The organism is Sorangium sp. So ce124, from assembly GCF_051525235.1.
GTDB classification, from domain to species: Bacteria; Myxococcota_A; Polyangia; order Polyangiales; family Polyangiaceae; genus Sorangium; species Sorangium atrum.
In genome coordinates this window covers 2,572,420-2,587,713 of record NZ_CP150312.1, presented here as the reverse complement: position 1 = coordinate 2,587,713, position 15,294 = coordinate 2,572,420, and the positions used below count along the sequence as shown (strand labels likewise).

Sequence of the window (15,294 nt, the reverse complement as noted above, 5' to 3'; positions counted from 1 at the left end):
CGCCTCCGGTTACTCCTTGCCGCGCAGGGCGGCCGGCGCCCGCGGCGGCATCGAGTCCATGGGACGGGCCCTCGAGAGGAGCTCTCGCCGGAGCTCGCCCAGGCGCGCCGGAGAGAGATCCATGTGGTCCACGATGTACGGGTGGACCTGACGGCTCTTGCCTCGGATGCTCAGCGCGCCGGTCGGCTGCGCCGGGACGCAGTCGTCGAGGGTCGCGTACGTCGTCTGGCAGATGATGATCTTGGAGCCGAGCTCCTTGTTGAACTGCTCGAGGCGCGCGGCCGTGTTTACCGTATCTCCGATGCAGGTGTACTCCATGCGCTGGAGCGAGCCGATGTTGCCGGAGATGACGGTGCCGGTCGCGATCCCGACGCCCATCTGGATCTCGCCGCCGCCGAGGAGCTTCCGCTGGTTCATGCGCTCGAGCGCCTGCACCATCTCGATCGCCGCGATCACGGCGCGCTTCGGCGCGTCCTCGACCGAGAGCGGCGCGCCGAACACCGCCATCAGGCCGTCGCCGATGTACTTGTCGAGGGTGCCCCCGTAGCGGAACACGATGTCGACCATCTCCGTGAAGTACTCGTTCAGGAACGAGACCACGGCCTCCGGCTCGACCGACTCGGTGAGCGGGGTGAAGTTGCGGATGTCGGTGAACATCACCGAGACGTGGCGCCGCGTTCCTCCCAGCTTGAGCCGCCTCGGATCGGACAGGACGAAGTCGACGAGATCCTTCGATAGATACCGGCCGAGCTCCTGCTTCTCGCGCTCGAGCCGGAGGCGGGCCATCGACTCCACCTCGGCCCGCACGACCAGGTTGCGCGACATCCGCGCGATGATGCCGGCGACGACGCCGGGGAGCGCGATGAAGAGGATCTGCTGGCACTGGTCCGCGATGTTGATGGCGTTCTTCCCGTAGACGGACACCGAGCTGATCGGGACCGCGCCGGAGCCGACCGTGACGGCGAGCACGATCGAGTTGAAGACGGCCGACAGCCCCGCCGAGTACAGGCACGCCGCGAGGCTGTAGCGGAAGCCCGACATCAGGTTCCAGAGCACGTAGACGGTCGCGAGGTAGCTCGTGAAGTACTCGATGATCCCCGAGTGGTTCCTCGCCGTCCCCAGGGCCGTGAGCGTCAGGAGCGCGAGATCGACGAAGATGCTCACGTACTTGAGCCAGCCCACGTAGACGCCGGGGCGCAGCCGGAAGAACGTGTAGAGCACGAGCGAGTAGGCGAGGTACCCGCCGTTCAGGATCGCGAAGATCTGGTTGGCGGCCGGGGTGTTGATCCGCCACACGTGCATGAAGGTGGCGGCGCTGAGCAGCGCGAACGCGAACCGGATGTGGTTCACGATCTGCTCCCCGCGCATCTCCTGCGCCTCCATGATCCGCACGATCTCGGGCGACTTCTCGATGCTCATGTGCGCCGCTCCTCTCCGCGCCGCAGCCGAGACCGCGCCGCGGCGAACCCACGCGCGCAGAGCGCGGTCGTCAGCGCTCTGCCCTGGTGGAGCCCCTCGCGACCGCGCTTCATGGGCACCCGGTAGAGCGGCTCCGCAGGCCAGGAGCCGTCCACGAGCTGGCGCTCGCCGAGGTAGCGCAGCCCTCGCGTGAGGAGCAGCGGATCGGGCCGCTCCCTCATCGCCGCGCCCTCGAGGCACGCGGCCGTGGAGAGCGGCGCCCCGAAGCCGCCGTCGAGCCGCTGCGATCGGAGCATCCGCGACAGCGTCGCGACCTCGACCGCCGCGACGTCGTCGGCCCACCGCGCGTCCCCCGCCCTCTCCCGGTAAAGCCGCGCGAAGCGGAGGAACGCGAGATCCGTGTACGAGGCATCATAGAAGCAAGCGCCCTCGATGCCGCCCTCCGAGGCGGCGTCGAGCGCGCGCCGCGCGTTCGCGTCGATGAGCCGCGCGAACCGCTCCGCGTCGAACGAGAGCAGGCCCACGAGGAGGTTCAGCCGGACTGTCGCGCAGTCGTCGCCGGCCCACGCCACGCCCGGCGTGGTCGGCCCCGCGGGCCCGCGGTAGAACCAGGTTGGAACGACGCCGTCCTCACCCACGTTGGCCAGCATGACCTCGATCCACGACTCTGCCCGCTCCTTCGCGGCGCCCGTCTCAGCGACCAGCTCGAGCACGACGCCGAGGAGGTCGGCGTCCGGCGGGACGCCGCGGAACCCGCCGAAGTAGCGGAGCTCTCCCGCCGGGATCTCATCGAGCAACGCCGCGGCGTCGGCGCGGACGTCGCGCCCGACCTCCCCGATCTCGAGCAGCGCTCTCAGGATCGTCGCCCGGACGAACCAATGCCCGACCGGCTGCTCGCTCGACCCGAGAACGCCGAAGCGCTGCACCTCCCAGGACTCGCGCCACGGCGCAGCGTCCAGGAGGAACGCGACCGCCGCCTGCAGATCCGCGCGCGCCTCGCCGGGCGGCGCCGGCTCCCCCTGCGCGCGCGGCGGCCCGAGCGCCGCGCCGGGGCCGAGGAGATCGCGGAAAGACATCAGCCCCTCGAAGAAGCGGAGGCGCTCGCCGAGCGCGTCGAGGAATTCGCGCTGCGCCTCGGCGAGGCCGCGCGCGCTCGGGCTCGTTCGAGGAGAGGTGGCCACGACCTCACGGGCCGAAGCGAGCGCCTCCTGCATGCGCGCGGCGAGCGCGGCGCGGTACGGGCGGGTCGCGAGCAGGCTGTGGATCTCGCCGCGGCGCACGCGGGACGCGCGCTCGCCCGAGAGCGCGCGGAGCAGCGGAGGAGCGAGCCCCGCGCCGCGCAGCCAGAGCGCGAAGAGCGGCGTGAGCGTCGGCGCTGCGAGGTCAGGAGCGATCGGATCGATCCAGAGGCGCACGAGCCCGTCCAGCAGCCAGATCGGCTCGGCCACGGCCTCTCCGAAGCGACGGGCGGGCGCGAGATCGTCGCCTGCGACGAGCGCGGGCGCCGTCCAGAGGGCCACGGCCTCGCGCACGCCGGCGGCGGTGGGCGCCGCCAGGGCGCCGGAGCCGTCGATCTCGATCACCGGGTTCTCGCGCCATGAAGCCTCCGCCAGCTCGGCCAGCCCCAGGAGCCACCCGTGCGCGCGCGTGTCGTCCGCGTGCTGCGCGAGGAGACGCGCGGCGATCGCACCCCGCACGAGCGCGTCCGGAGCGCCTTCGATGCCCCCGGCGGCCACCGCGGCGACCGCCACGGCGGCGTCGGCGGCTGCGTCGGGCGCAGACACCCGCCCGCAAAGCCGCAGCGCCCAGCTGGCCCACGGGATGCTGTACCCGGGCGGTGCGCCCACGCCGCGCTCGATCGCGAGCGCTCCCCACGCCGCTTCACCGCGCTGATGCGCCCCCCCCGGTAGAAGCGCCGACCAGGCGCGCTCGCACGCAGCCCGGTCCCCCGGGTCGAGCCATGGCCAGGCGGCGGTCACCCCTCCAGCAGGGGACAACGTCACATACCGACTCCGCCCTCACGCGCCGCGGCCGCGATGGCCGCATCGACCGCTTCGGGCGTGGAGGTCGCGGCATCCCGGATGCGCTGGAGCGTCTCCGCCCCGACGTCGTATCCCTCCGCCTGGATGGTGCGCTCGGGATCGGCAAGGAGCTGCTGACGGAAGCTCGAATCCACGACGGCACGACCGATGAGCTCTGCCTCTGATTTCTTCGACGTCACGACTCCTCGCTTTCTCGCCCGGGAGGCTAGGAGACCTCCAAACGGCTAGCAAGTACAAGCAGGCGCGTCTGCGCGTCCTCGCGGGGTGTTGCGTCCGCGCGTCCGCGCGTCCGCGCGTCTGCGCGTCCTCGCGGGGTGTTGCGTCCGCGCGCGGCATACCGGTTCATCGCGGCTCGCCAGCGAGCGCGCTGAAGAACGCGAGGAATACCCGCCGCTGGATCGCGACCATGTACTGCTCGCGCTCCCTGCAGAAACGCGCAGCCTCCGGTAGCCCGAGGGCCCCGGCGGCGACCTCGGCGCGAGCGAGCTCACAACGCGCCTCTTCCAGGATGGCGTCGAAGCCGCCGCGCGCAAACAGCCGCGCGCGCAGCGCCGTCGCGCTGCGCATCGCCTGATCGCGACGAGGCCCGCTGCCAGAGACGACGGCCCCGCTCGGCGGCGCCGCATCCGCCGCAGCAAGCGCCCAGATCCTGGAGAGCACATACGTTGTGTTACAAAAATCACGATCTTTCTCGGCGTGCAGCAGGTCCGCGAACAGCTGATGCGCTGCCACGAGGGCGGAAACGAACTCCTCGAGGGCGGCCAGGTGCTCGGCCTGCGAGAGCGCGAACAGGGCCGCCGCCGCCGGGAGCACGAGCGGGCGCGAGCGGGCGAGCACCCGCCGGAACGTGGCGCCGTCCTGCGGACCTGCGCCGCGGTGGAGCCGCCGCTCGAGGAGCATCGCCTCGCCGTACCCGAGCCAGACCTCTTCGAAGAGGCCCCAGAACGCGCTTCCGCCGGGCAGCACGCGGGCGAGCAACGCCTGATGGCGAGCGAACAACGCCCCGGACAGGAGCACCGTCGCTGCAGGCTCACCGACCCCTTCGTCCAGCAGGTCGTCCTCGATCCGGACGTGCAGGTACCCGACCGCTGCCGCCTCGGCGAGGTCGGCGGCGAGCGGCGGAAGCGCCGGCGATCCAGCGTCCCGCGCGAGCGCCGGCCCGCCAAGACGCGTCGCGACCCAGAGCGGCAGCTCGAGCACCGGGAGCGCCGTCGGGTGCGAGAAGTAGCCGTCGCCCGGCTCACCCTCGAACAGCCTGAGGCGCGCGGCGAGCTCATCGAAGAGCGCACCGAGCTCGCTCCCCAGTCGGACTCGGAACGACGCGAGCCGCCGCAGCACCTCGGCCTCGAGCGCCGCCTCGACGGCGCCTCGCGCGCCCTCGCCTCCCCCTGCGCGGCTGTCCTCGCTCATCCCACCTCCGGACGGCGCTGGCGGCGCCGACTCGGGCGACGCTAGCACGAGCAGCCTCGTCCGAGGGCGCGGGCGCCGCCGACTTTGCCCCGCGCGCCGCCCGTGCGACACTCAGCGACTTCACGAGATCAGAGACCATGATCGATTCCGAGCGTTTCGCTGGGCGTCACGGGGACATCACGACCGACGCGCGCGCTGACGTCCTCGATTTCCGCGACACCCTCTATCGCCCCACGATGGTGGAAGTGCCTCCGATCATGCCCCCGGAGCGCTTCGTCGAGCACGGCGTGCCCGTGCTCGACCAGGGCAAGAACAACGGCTGCACCGGGTTCACGGTCGCCACCGTGGCGCACTACCTGCTGCGCAGGCGCAAGATCTCGCCGGACCGCTGCCTCGTGAGCCAGAACATGGTGTACACGATGGCGCGCCGCTACGACGAGTACCCCGGCGAGGACGACGCGAGGGGATCCAGCCTGAGGGGCGCCATGAAGGGCTGGCACAAACACGGTATTTGCTCCTATGAGCACTGGCCGTGGGACGCGAACGATCTCCACGGCACGCTCACGCCGGAGCGCGCGGTGGACGCGATGCTCCGGCCGCTCGGCCTGTATCAACGGGTGAACCACAGGGATCTCCCGGCGATGCACAACGCCCTCGCGGAGGTCGGGATCATCGCGGCCTCCGCGCTCATCCCGTTCAACGGCTGGTATTATGGGACCCAGAGGAACGGCATCATCCCGACGGTCGACAGGACGAATCCCTTCATCGCCCCCTGGGGAGGTCACGCGTTCGCGATCATCGGGTATGACGCGGAGGGGTTCTGGATCCAGAACTCGTGGGGTGTCGGCTGGGGCAAGGGCGGCTTCGGTCGACTCTGTTACGACGACTGGCTCCAATACGGCTTCGACGCGTGGGTCGGGCGGCTCGGCGTCCCGATCCGCCTGAACCAGGCGCGCTCGCTCCGCCCGCTCACGTCCACCAGCCGGACGTTCGCCAGCCTGCGGCCGCACCTCATCAGCGTCGACATGCACGGCCAGCTCCAGCAGCGCGGAGCCTACGGCACGTCGTCGGAGGACGTCCGCATCATCATGGAAGAGGATTTCCTGAGCGCGACCGCGACCTGGAAGCGCCGCCGGCTCGTCCTGATCGCGGGCGGCGGGCTGCGCCGGCAGATCGACGCGATCAACCGGATGTCGCGCCTCCGGCCGAAGCTGCTCGGGCACGAGATCTACCCCATCGAGCTCCTCTGGGAGACCGACCACTACCCGCGCCTCCTCGAGATCCTCCATCGCGCCACGGAGGGGCGCCGCCACGACGGCTACGATCCCAGGGCGTTCGGGTTCATGATCGATCGGCGCGACGACGCCCTCGAGCCGCTCGTCCGCCGCATGGGCGGCAAGGCCGAGTGGGACCGCATGAAGCTGGCAGCGGGCGACGCGACGATGGACGCCGACCACGGCGGCCTGCGCGAGATGATCGGCCGCCTCGCGTCGCTGATGGACAGCGATCCGAAGATCGAGCTCCACCTGGTCGCCCATTCGAGCGGCACGTTCCTGCTCGCGCCGCTGGTCCAGCTTGTCACCTCGGAGAAGGGCAAGAAGATCGAGGGCGGCCCGATGCGAGGTCAGCTCGGGCTCGGGCTCCCCATCGAGTCGCTCTCCTTGCTCGCGCCGGCGAGCGCCCTGGACGCGTTCCGCGACACGTACATGCCGCCTATCAAGAGCGGCATGGTGCGCCGGTTCGCCTTGTTCACGCTCACGGACGAAGCGGAGCTCCAGGACCACTGCGAGGTGTACGGCAGGTCGCTCCTCTACCTGGTGTCGAACGCCCTCGAGCGGCGCCCGCGGGTGCCCGGCACGAGCGGCGTCTCGCTGCTCGGCATGGAGGCGGGGCTCCTCGATCCGGAGAACGCCGACGTCCTCTCGCTGCTCACGGAGACCAAGGACGATCGGCCCGTCGTGTTTCCGAGGGCGGAGTGGATCAAGGGACCCAACACGAGGCCTCCTCCCCACGGCTCCGAGGCGCGGCGGCACGAGGACTTCGAGAACGACGCGACCACGTGGAAGTCCGTCATCGCCCGCATCCTCAACCAGCCGTTCGCCGATCACCTGCCGCCCATGTCGGCGCGGGATCCGTGGTGAACGCGCGCCCCTCACCCCTCCGGACGGCGCCGCTCCGCTGAGCTCAACCCGGGGAGGGCCGGGGCGCCGAGCCGCCCGGACGCGAGCGGCGGCGCGCTCGCGCCGCTCAGGAGGAGCGCGAACGATGCCCGGATCTCCTCGCCGAAGTTGATCCGGAAGAGGCCCATATCGGGGCGGCTGCGGATATCGCGGATCACGTCGCTGGGATCGCAGACCTGGCGCATCCCGATGAGCAGGGCGTACATCCGGATGAGGGTCGGGCCGCCATGGCCGGGAGCGAGGGACGGCAGGCACCGCTCGAGAAGCACCCCGGTGCGCTCGACGTGACCCAGGAGAGAGAGCTTGAAGCGGAGCGCGGCCTCATAGCTGACGTTCTGCTCGAGCACGCTGTGGAGGATGCCGAGCAAGCGTGTCATCGCGTCGCGCGCGGCGAGGGTCGTCGACAGGATCGAGGCGACGCTCGCCGAGGCGTCCTCGGCAGGCGCCCCGGGCGCGCCGCGGCGGGCCCGCGAGGGCCGAGGGCGCGCCGGGCTCGCGTCGCCGCGGGAGGCGCAGAAATGCGTCAGATGGATATCCACATCGTGGAACCACTTCGCGAGCTCTTGATCGACGACCGCGAGAAAGAGCTCTTCTTTCGTGGTGAAGTAGAGGTAGAGCGTGCCCTTTGCGAGGCTGGTGCGCTCGGCGACCTGAGCCATGGTGACCTCGGAATAGGCGGTCTCCTGGAACAGCCGCCAGGCTGCGTCGATGATGAACCGCCGCCGCTCCTCCTTCTGCTCCTCCTTCCTCGCCCTCCGCGTCGAGCTCATAGACTCCCCGGTCTACGATGTCTCCAGAAGCGCCGCAATCCAGACTCAACGGTCGCCACACAGCGCGAATTCGAGCCGACGGGCGCGACCAGCGCTCGTCGCGATCGGCGCGCACACTCAGCAGAGCAGCAAAACGCATGTTGCAGCCGCGGTAGCTGCATTCATCACATTTCGCCGGACACGGTCACACCGAACCCGTGCAGGCCAAGGAACATCGGGGCGATGCCCGAACGCGCCACCCGCGCGACGGTCCTTGAGAAGGCGCGCGCGACCCGCGCCGGGAGCCATCCTGAGCCATCGGGTACGGCGGGAGGCGCGGCGGCGCGCGAGACGCGCGAGACGCGCGGCGCAGGCAGCGCGAACAGGCCAGCGCCATCATTGCAGGGCAGCGCGAAGCAGAGAGGAGAACAGACCACGGTCGCCACCGTGGCGACCACCAATCCCCTCATGATCGCCGAACCAGCGCTCACCGCGACACCCACATCTAACGTAGCGCTGCCACCGGCGATTGTCGTGAGCGACAGGGCAGCAAAATAACGTCGCCGCTGTCCAACACTGGAAGTTCGACGTGGAGAGTCGCTCTTTCTGCGACATCCCACCTCCGCCACGGCCGCGCCAAGTCGGGCGCTCCCTGGATCGCGCTGTTCAGCCGGCGGCCGCCATCGCCAGGGCCTTGTGGATCACGCGGAGCGCGACGTCGGTGAGGCCGTAGGCGGGAAGCTCGGGGACGGGGACGAGGGCCGCCTCGGAGGCGTCGTCTCCTGGAGAGAGGGCGCCTCCGATCGACTCGCACAGATAATCGAGGATCACATAATGATAGGGAGTCGCCACGATCTCCACGACCTCCACGAGGGGGCCGACGCGGACGTCGAGGCCCGTCTCTTCGCGGATCTCGCGGGCAACGGCGTCCGCGAGCCGCTCTCCGGGCTCCACGCGCCCACCCGGGAGCGACCAGGAGCCCGCGAGGGGAGGACGAGCGCGCTTGACGACGAGCACGCGCGGCGCGTCAGGCGCATCGGACCGGCGATCGATGACGACGGCGCCCACCGCGACGCGCGGGGGCGAGAGGGCGCATGCCGGCGCGTCGCTCACGGGGCGGCAGCTTCCGTGCGGCCGGCCTTGCAGCGGACGTCGCCCGGCGTCGCGACCGCGAGGTCGTACTCGCCGAGCGCGAAATCGCCAGGGATGACGACGGCCCCGTCGTATCGGCCGCGGTCGTCGGTCGACAGCGAGCCGACCGTCACGCCCTGCGGCGCCGCGGTCCCCGTCAGGACCACGTCGACGCGGACGTGCCCGCACGGCGCCCCGGCGCTGCTGACCTGTCCCTGGAGGTGGAGGGGAAAGCCGCGGCGGATGTCCTTGTCCAGCGCGGTCACGACGACGTCGGTGCTCTCTGCCGCGCGCCCGGCCGCGTCGCTCGTGGGCGTGGGCGCAGGAGGCGGCGGTACGGCGGCGCCGCTGCTCCCGGCCCCCGGGCCAGCGGGCCCCTGCTGCGCCTGCTCGGCGCGCGTGCGGTCGGCGAGATCCTGGCCCGAGTCGCGCTGCTCCGGCCAGCTGTAGGGATCCGGCGGCGGCACATGGGGCGGGCGGCTCGGATCGACCTCCTGGTCCATGTTGAGGGCTGCCCCCCCGAGGTCGATGCGGTGCCAGAGCGAGCCATCGAAGACCTCGACCCAGGCGTGCGCTTCGTTGACGACCATCCGCGCGGGGATCCCGATGTGCAGGGCGGTGACGAGGAACGCGAAGGCGCGGTGGCGGCAGACGCCTTTTCGCGAGAGCGCGAGATCCAGGTAGATGTCGCCGTTCCCCCTGGGCGGATCGTCCGACGGGGCGAACGACCGGAAGTACTCGACCATCTTCTGTACGACGTCGCGCGGCCGCATCGCAGACGAGATGCCGATCGCCTGCGCGACCTGCCTGAACGCCGCCTCGTGGGAGGCCTCCGGGGGCGCGCGGAAGGGCTCGAGCTTGCTCCAGCTGACGTCGGCGAACTCGCTGCCGAAGGTCGCGCGGGCGATGGCGAGCTGCACGATGAGCCGGACGCGCGCGCTCTTCGCGCTGCGCACGAACCAGTTGTCGGCGCCGTCACGCAGGACCACGACCGGGGTATCGGGGTTCACGTGCATCCGCACGAGGCGCGTGTCCGGTCCCACCGTCGGGATCCGGACGGGCTCGTTGGGCACGAGATCGACAGCGATGTCCCCGTAGAACGCCTCGTCGCCCGCCGAGACGGCGCCGTCCGCCTTGACGGTCTTCAGGCTCCGATCTCGGACGACGAGCGAGTAGTCCGCCCTCACGGCGTCATACGCTTGCAGCCGCTTGAACGGCGCGGTCGCTGGAGAGAACGGATCGTCGTAGCGCTCGACGTTCGGCCGGCGGGTATCCCGATCCGGCTCGTAGGACGCGTCGGGGCCGGCGTCGGAGCCGACGTTGCTGTAGACCTGCTGCTGGTTCGACGGCGGGCGCTGCGGATCGGGCGCCGTTGCCAGGCCGCTCGGCGTCTGGATCGCCGCGGGGAGCCCGCCGTCGAGCGTCGTCGTGGCGAGCGAGACGTCCTCCGCGGGATCCGGCGCGATGAACTCGTGCAGGAGCGACGCCTGCGCATCGGCGAGCCGCGATACGGCGCAGGCGAGCGCGAACACGAGCAGGCCGCGCGCCGAACCGCCGAACCGGCGCCTGGACACGGGGACAGGCGGCGGAGCAGCAGAGCGCAGGCGTGCGACCGGAGAGGACATCAGGGGCCTCTTATGAAACCAGAAACCCCGGTGATGTTCCACGGCGGCGGGTCGGTCGCCGTCAGCTACTTGCCCGACGGCCGCCTCTCGCGCCGCCGACGTCGGCGACGTCGGCGACGTTTATCACCGGTCAGCGCCGGAACTGCGCGGCGTCGGCGTGCTGGCGCCGCGGGTGCGGGGCGGAGCGCAGCCTGTCGATCGCTTCCGTCGACTCTCCGCGCGCGGTGAGCTCGGCGGCCAGCACGTCGAGGGCAGGCTGGAAGATGTCCGTCCGCGCGAAGCGGCCAGCGCGACCGCCCGCGAGCCTCGGCAGGACGGCGACGATGCGCCGCATGCCGTCGGCGTAACGGCGGGAGATGGCCAGCCGATCGATGAGAGGCTCGAGGAAATCGGCGACCGCCGCCGCGCGGTCGCGGACGCCGTCGCAGGCCTCCTTCATCGGCTCGAGGAGCAAGAGCGTCCAGAGGACCGTGTCGTCGAGCGGCCGATCCGCCGCGGTGCGCCGGTCGACGTAGTCGAGCACGCGCCAGAGGCGCTGCCCGGGGCCGTCATCGCCGCGATCGTCGTAGAGCAGCGCCGAGACCTCCGGCAGGAGGACGTCGAGCACCCCGGTCTCCCACGCGAGGTAGATGGTGCGGCGCGCCTGGCCGCCGCGCAGCAGGCGCAGGATCTCCTCCGAGAGGCGCGGGCGCGCCGCGAGCGCGAGCGCGTCCCGGCAGTAGACGACCGCATCGTAGACGTCGGGGGTGATCCCGAAGCCCAGCCGACCAGCGAACTTGAGCGCGCGCAGGATGCGGATCGGATCCTCGCGGAAGCGCGTCTCCGGATCGCCGATCGTGTGGACCACCTGGCGGCGCACGTCCTCCATGCCGCCGACCCAGTCGAGGATCTGCCGCGCCTCGACGTCGTAGAAGAGCGCGTTGATCCGGAAGTCGCGGCGGAGCGCGTCCTCGTGCGCGACGCCGAACGCGTTGTCGCTGCGGATGAGCAGCTCGCTCCCGTCGTCGGAGTCTTCTTTCGGGTTGCGGCGGAAGGTCGCCACCTCGATGACCTTCCCGCCCTGGAAGAGGACGTGCACAAGGCGAAACCGCCGGCCGATGATGCGCGAGTTGCGGAACAGCTCGCGGACCTCCTCCGGCCGCGCGCTGGTGGCGACGTCGAAGTCCTTCGGGCGCCGATCGAGCAGCAGATCCCGCACACAGCCGCCTACCAGGTAGGCCTGAAAGCCGTGGCGTACGAGACGTCGCACGACTTTCTGGACATCCGGATCGATCCGCGCCTCGTCGAAGACGACCTGGTAGCGGCGCGGGGTGGGGATGTCCTCGTCGACGAACTCGACGCGGAACGGATCTTCGTCGAGGGCGCCTGTGTCCGTCGGCATGAGGTCGCCCTCGGGCCCAGCGCGTGGCCCGGAGGCGCTGCGGCTCTCGTACATCGGGAGTTCGGCGTCTTGGAACGCCGCTGTACCGTTATCAGGTGATGGGGTCGCGCGACCCATAGTCAGCAACCGAGAAAGCGCCAGGCAGAGCCTGGAGGGAGTGGAGGACGACTGGCGCGCGATTCTGGGATCCCAGTACTCGCTGGAGAACCGACCCGCGCAGATGAGGCCCGCGCCCGCGGACCTCCGAACCGAGCCGGGTCGCTCGCCGCGGCCAGCGTCGGCCTGACGAGCGGATCCGGCTGTCGCCCGGAACAAGAGATGGTAACGGCCGTCTAGCAGGGCTTCGCCGTGAGAGCAAAGCCGAGGCGCAGGGAGGGCGACGGAAGCCTCCGGAGCGAGCGGGCTTCACGGTTTGGTGCCCCAGTGCCCGACGCCGGGGGGCGGCGGCGCGCCGGCATCGGGCGGAACCGCGGAGGACGCCCCGACGCGGGCCTCGGGCGTCGCGAGCAGCGCCTGCCGTAGCTCCGCCATCGAGGCGAACCGGCCGCGGGGGTCCTTCACGAGCGCCTTCCGCACGACGGCGTCGAGCTCGCGCGAGATGAGCAGCCCGGGGTGGACCCGGTGCAGCGGCGGCGGCGGCTCGCGCCCGTGCTTCTCTGCGATGGCCGGGTACGGGCCCTGAAAGGGGACGCGGCCCGCGAGCATCTCGTAGAGCACGATGCCCAGGGAGTAGACGTCGGCGGCAGGCGCCGCCGGCGCGCCCTGCGCCTGCTCGGGCGCCATGTACTCCGGCGTCCCCACGACCCGGGGGAGCGGCGCGCCTTCGGCGCCCTGGCTCTGGATGCACGAGAAGCCGAAGTCGAGCAGCTTGACGATCTCGCGCCCGTCGGCCGCGTGCACGAGGAACACGTTCTCCGGCTTCACGTCGCGGTGAATCACCCCGGCGCGGTGCACGGCATCGACGCCCGAGGCGAGGTCGGCGGCGATCCGGACCGCGCGAGACGGGACGAGCGCTCGGGTGAACGTCAGCGTGTCGGCGAGATCGAGCCCGACGAGCAGCTCCATCGCGAAGCACGGCGCGTCGCCGGCGCGCTCGAGCGCGTCGACACAGAGGACGTTGGGATGACGGACGCGCGACGCCGCGCCGGCCTCTCGCTCGAACCGCGCGACGAGCAGCGGATCGTCGCGGAGCTCTGCCCGGAGGACCTTGAGCGCGACGCGCGACGTCGCGGCCTCACGCGGCCTGCCGACGCGCTCCGCGAGGTAGACGTGCCCGACCCCGCCGCTGCCGAGCAGCTGCACGACGCGGTACTTGTCGCAGAGGAGCTTGCCCACGAGCGCTTCAGCGGCGACGCGAGCGGGAGGCATGGGATCGATCGTAGCGCAGTCGCGCCTGCCGAAGGGCACGGAGGGCACACGGACGCGACGGCGGCGCAGAAGACAGCGCTGGCCAGCCCGCGCGCAGCCAGGAGAGGTTCGCGCCCGTACCATCGGGCGGCCGCATCGCGCGCTCCGCGGCAGCACGAAGCTCCGGCCGCGACCGCTTCCAGCGACCGGGCCGGCGCCACGGGAAGACCGTGGCGCAGGGGGATGACGCGCAAAGTCATCGGTGTGCGCGCAGACCTCGTCGTGCCTGCGCGGGCGTGGTCGAGGGTCCCGCGGCCAGGCGAGCATCACGCCGCCACGGCAGGGCCGCGCCGCCGGCCAGCAGCGCGGCGTGCGCTCCGAGAGCGCTGCGAGCTACCCGCCCTGAACGCAGGCGCGCGTGGATCGCTTGAGCGGCGACGAGGAGGCGGCCACGCTAGGCGGCGCATGACCGACGACCGTCGATCCTCCACCCCGAGCACGCTCGACCTCGACGCCGAGCTGGCCCCCGCGGCGCCGAGCTCCGCAGAGCCGAGCGCAGCAGCCGCTTCGCCCCCGCCCCCGCTGCGATGGAAGAAGAACCTCGCGCTCTTCTGCGTGACGGTCATCTCGGTGTTCGTCGCCGGCACCCTCTGGGCTCCGATCACGCCGGACGACGACAGCGCGCTCTCGTTCGTGAAGGCGCTGCCGCAGACGTGGCCGTTCGCGGTGCCGTTCCTGTCGATCCTGCTGGCGCACGAGTTCGGGCACTACTTCGCGGCGCGCGCGCACGGGGTCGAGGCGTCGCTCCCCTACTTCATCCCGCTCCCTGTGGTGAGCCCGCTCGGCACGATGGGCGCGGTGATCTCGATGAAGGGCAGGATCAAGTCGCGGAACGCGCTGCTCGACATCGGCGCCTCCGGCCCGCTGGCCGGCCTCGCCGTGGCGCTCCCCGTCCTCTTCGTGGGCCTCATGCGCTCGGACGTGCACGCGAGCTCCGGACCTGCGCTGCAGGAGGGGCGCAGCCTCCTCTATCTCCTGCTGAGGCGGCTCGCGGTCGGCCCGATCCCGGAGACCCATGACGTCTTCCTCGGCCCCACGGCGATGGCGGGGTGGGCCGGGCTGCTCATCACGGCGTTCAACCTCTTTCCCGTCGGTCAGCTCGACGGAGGGCACGTCGCCTACGCGTTGTTCGGCAAGCAGCAGGACCGCTACAGCCGCGCCGCGCACTTCCTGATGCTCGCGCTCTTCGTCGGCAACGTCGCCTATTTCACCCGGCGCTTCATCGCGGAGGGGCTGTCCGACGCGCTCAGCTCCGCGGTCGCGAACGGGATGCCGTGGCTCACGTGGTTCGGCGTCGTCTACCTGATGCTGCGCGTCGGCGGGCGGGAGCACCCTCCCACGGAGGCCGGCGAGCTGTCGCCAGCGCGCAAGGCGATCGCGGTGGTGACGCTGCTCTTGTTCGTGCTCCTGCTGATGCCGACCCCGTTCGGCACGTACTGAGCGCGCGAGCGTCAGGTCTTCGCGGCGCCGAACTTCGACCGGAGCGCGTCGCAGACGGCGGCGGGCGCGTAGTGGCTGACGTCGCCGCCGTGGCTCGCGATCTCGCGCACGAGCGACGCGGAGACGAAGCCGTAGTGGGTGCGCGTCGGCAAGAAGACGGTATCGACGCCGGGGAGCATGTCCGCGTTCGCGTGGGCGATCTGCAGCTCGTACTCGAAGTCGGTCGCCGCGCGCAGGCCGCGGACGATCACCCGCGCGCCGACGCGCTGGCAGTACTGGATGAGGAGCCCCTCGAACGAATCGATCCGCGCGTTCGTCACCTCGCTCGTGGTCTGGCGCAGCAGCTCCAGCCGCTCCGAGTACGTGAACAGCGGGTGCTTCGTCGGATGCCTACCGACGGCGATGATCACCTCACCGAACAGCTTCGACGCCCGCTGGATCAGGTCGAGGTGACCGAACGTGATCGGATCGAAGCTCCCCGCGTAAACAGCCAACAGATCCTTGGACATG

Annotated in this window: 12 protein-coding genes; 2 read left to right on the top strand and 10 right to left on the bottom strand. The window is 71.1% G+C overall.

From position 1 onward, the window contains the following. Positions 1–9 precede the first annotated feature (9 nt). The 4 genes from WMF19_RS09865 to WMF19_RS09850 all read right to left on the bottom strand — a co-directional run bounded on the left by WMF19_RS09865 (position 10) and on the right by WMF19_RS09850 (position 4,871). Positions 10–1,419, bottom strand: a complete 1,410-nt coding sequence (locus tag WMF19_RS09865) for an adenylate/guanylate cyclase domain-containing protein (protein WP_437898844.1) — start codon at positions 1,417–1,419, stop codon at positions 10–12. Further along, positions 1,416–3,422, bottom strand: coding sequence for a hypothetical protein (locus tag WMF19_RS09860; RefSeq protein WP_437898843.1), 2,007 nt, complete (start codon positions 3,420–3,422; stop codon positions 1,416–1,418). The genes WMF19_RS09865 and WMF19_RS09860 overlap by 4 nt, the downstream gene beginning before the upstream one ends. Further along, the gene (locus WMF19_RS09855; RefSeq protein WP_272101405.1) at positions 3,419–3,640 is read right to left on the bottom strand and encodes a Franean1_4349 family RiPP; all 222 of its coding nucleotides are present in this window, start codon (positions 3,638–3,640) and stop codon (positions 3,419–3,421) included. Before WMF19_RS09855 ends, WMF19_RS09860 begins: the two co-directional genes overlap by 4 nt. A gap of 163 nt (positions 3,641–3,803) precedes the next feature. Then, a complete protein-coding gene (locus WMF19_RS09850) occupies positions 3,804–4,871 on the bottom strand; it encodes a geranylgeranyl pyrophosphate synthase (protein ID WP_437898842.1) in 1,068 nt (355 codons plus the stop codon). Positions 4,872–5,008: 137 nt separating this feature from the next. On the opposite strand from WMF19_RS09850, the gene WMF19_RS09845 reads away from it, so the two are divergent. After that, positions 5,009–7,012 (top strand): C1 family peptidase, encoded by a 2,004-nt coding sequence (locus WMF19_RS09845; RefSeq protein ID WP_437898841.1) that lies wholly within the window; start codon positions 5,009–5,011, stop codon positions 7,010–7,012. An 11-nt stretch (positions 7,013–7,023) separates the two neighbouring features. Here the strand turns inward: WMF19_RS09845 and WMF19_RS09840 are convergent, their stop codons facing one another. The 5 genes from WMF19_RS09840 to WMF19_RS09820 all read right to left on the bottom strand — a co-directional run bounded on the left by WMF19_RS09840 (position 7,024) and on the right by WMF19_RS09820 (position 13,305). Continuing rightward, positions 7,024–7,821, bottom strand: a complete 798-nt coding sequence (locus WMF19_RS09840; RefSeq protein WP_437328485.1) for a TetR/AcrR family transcriptional regulator — start codon at positions 7,819–7,821, stop codon at positions 7,024–7,026. Positions 7,822–8,466: 645 nt separating this feature from the next. Then, positions 8,467–8,913 (bottom strand): NUDIX hydrolase, encoded by a 447-nt coding sequence (locus WMF19_RS09835; protein WP_437898840.1) that lies wholly within the window; start codon positions 8,911–8,913, stop codon positions 8,467–8,469. Next, positions 8,910–10,556: a transglutaminase-like domain-containing protein gene (locus tag WMF19_RS09830; protein WP_437898839.1), complete on the bottom strand. Its 1,647-nt coding sequence runs from the start codon at positions 10,554–10,556 to the stop codon at positions 8,910–8,912. The genes WMF19_RS09835 and WMF19_RS09830 overlap by 4 nt, the downstream gene beginning before the upstream one ends. 130 nt (positions 10,557–10,686) lie before the next feature. After that, entirely contained in the window at positions 10,687–11,937 is a 1,251-nt protein-coding gene (gene pcnB / locus WMF19_RS09825) for a polynucleotide adenylyltransferase PcnB (RefSeq protein WP_437328481.1), read from the bottom strand. A gap of 405 nt (positions 11,938–12,342) precedes the next feature. Further along, positions 12,343–13,305, bottom strand: a complete 963-nt coding sequence (locus tag WMF19_RS09820) for a serine/threonine-protein kinase (RefSeq protein WP_437898838.1) — start codon at positions 13,303–13,305, stop codon at positions 12,343–12,345. Between the two features lie 444 nt (positions 13,306–13,749). Here WMF19_RS09820 and WMF19_RS09815 point away from each other — a divergent pair, with 444 nt between their 5' ends. Continuing rightward, complete coding sequence (locus WMF19_RS09815) at positions 13,750–14,784, top strand: site-2 protease family protein (protein WP_437800368.1); 1,035 nt, start codon at positions 13,750–13,752, stop codon at positions 14,782–14,784. A gap of 11 nt (positions 14,785–14,795) precedes the next feature. On the opposite strand, the gene coaD is transcribed toward WMF19_RS09815, so the two are convergent. Continuing rightward, complete coding sequence (gene coaD, locus WMF19_RS09810) at positions 14,796–15,293, bottom strand: pantetheine-phosphate adenylyltransferase (RefSeq protein WP_272101394.1); 498 nt, start codon at positions 15,291–15,293, stop codon at positions 14,796–14,798. Between the last annotated feature and the right edge of the window lies 1 nt (position 15,294).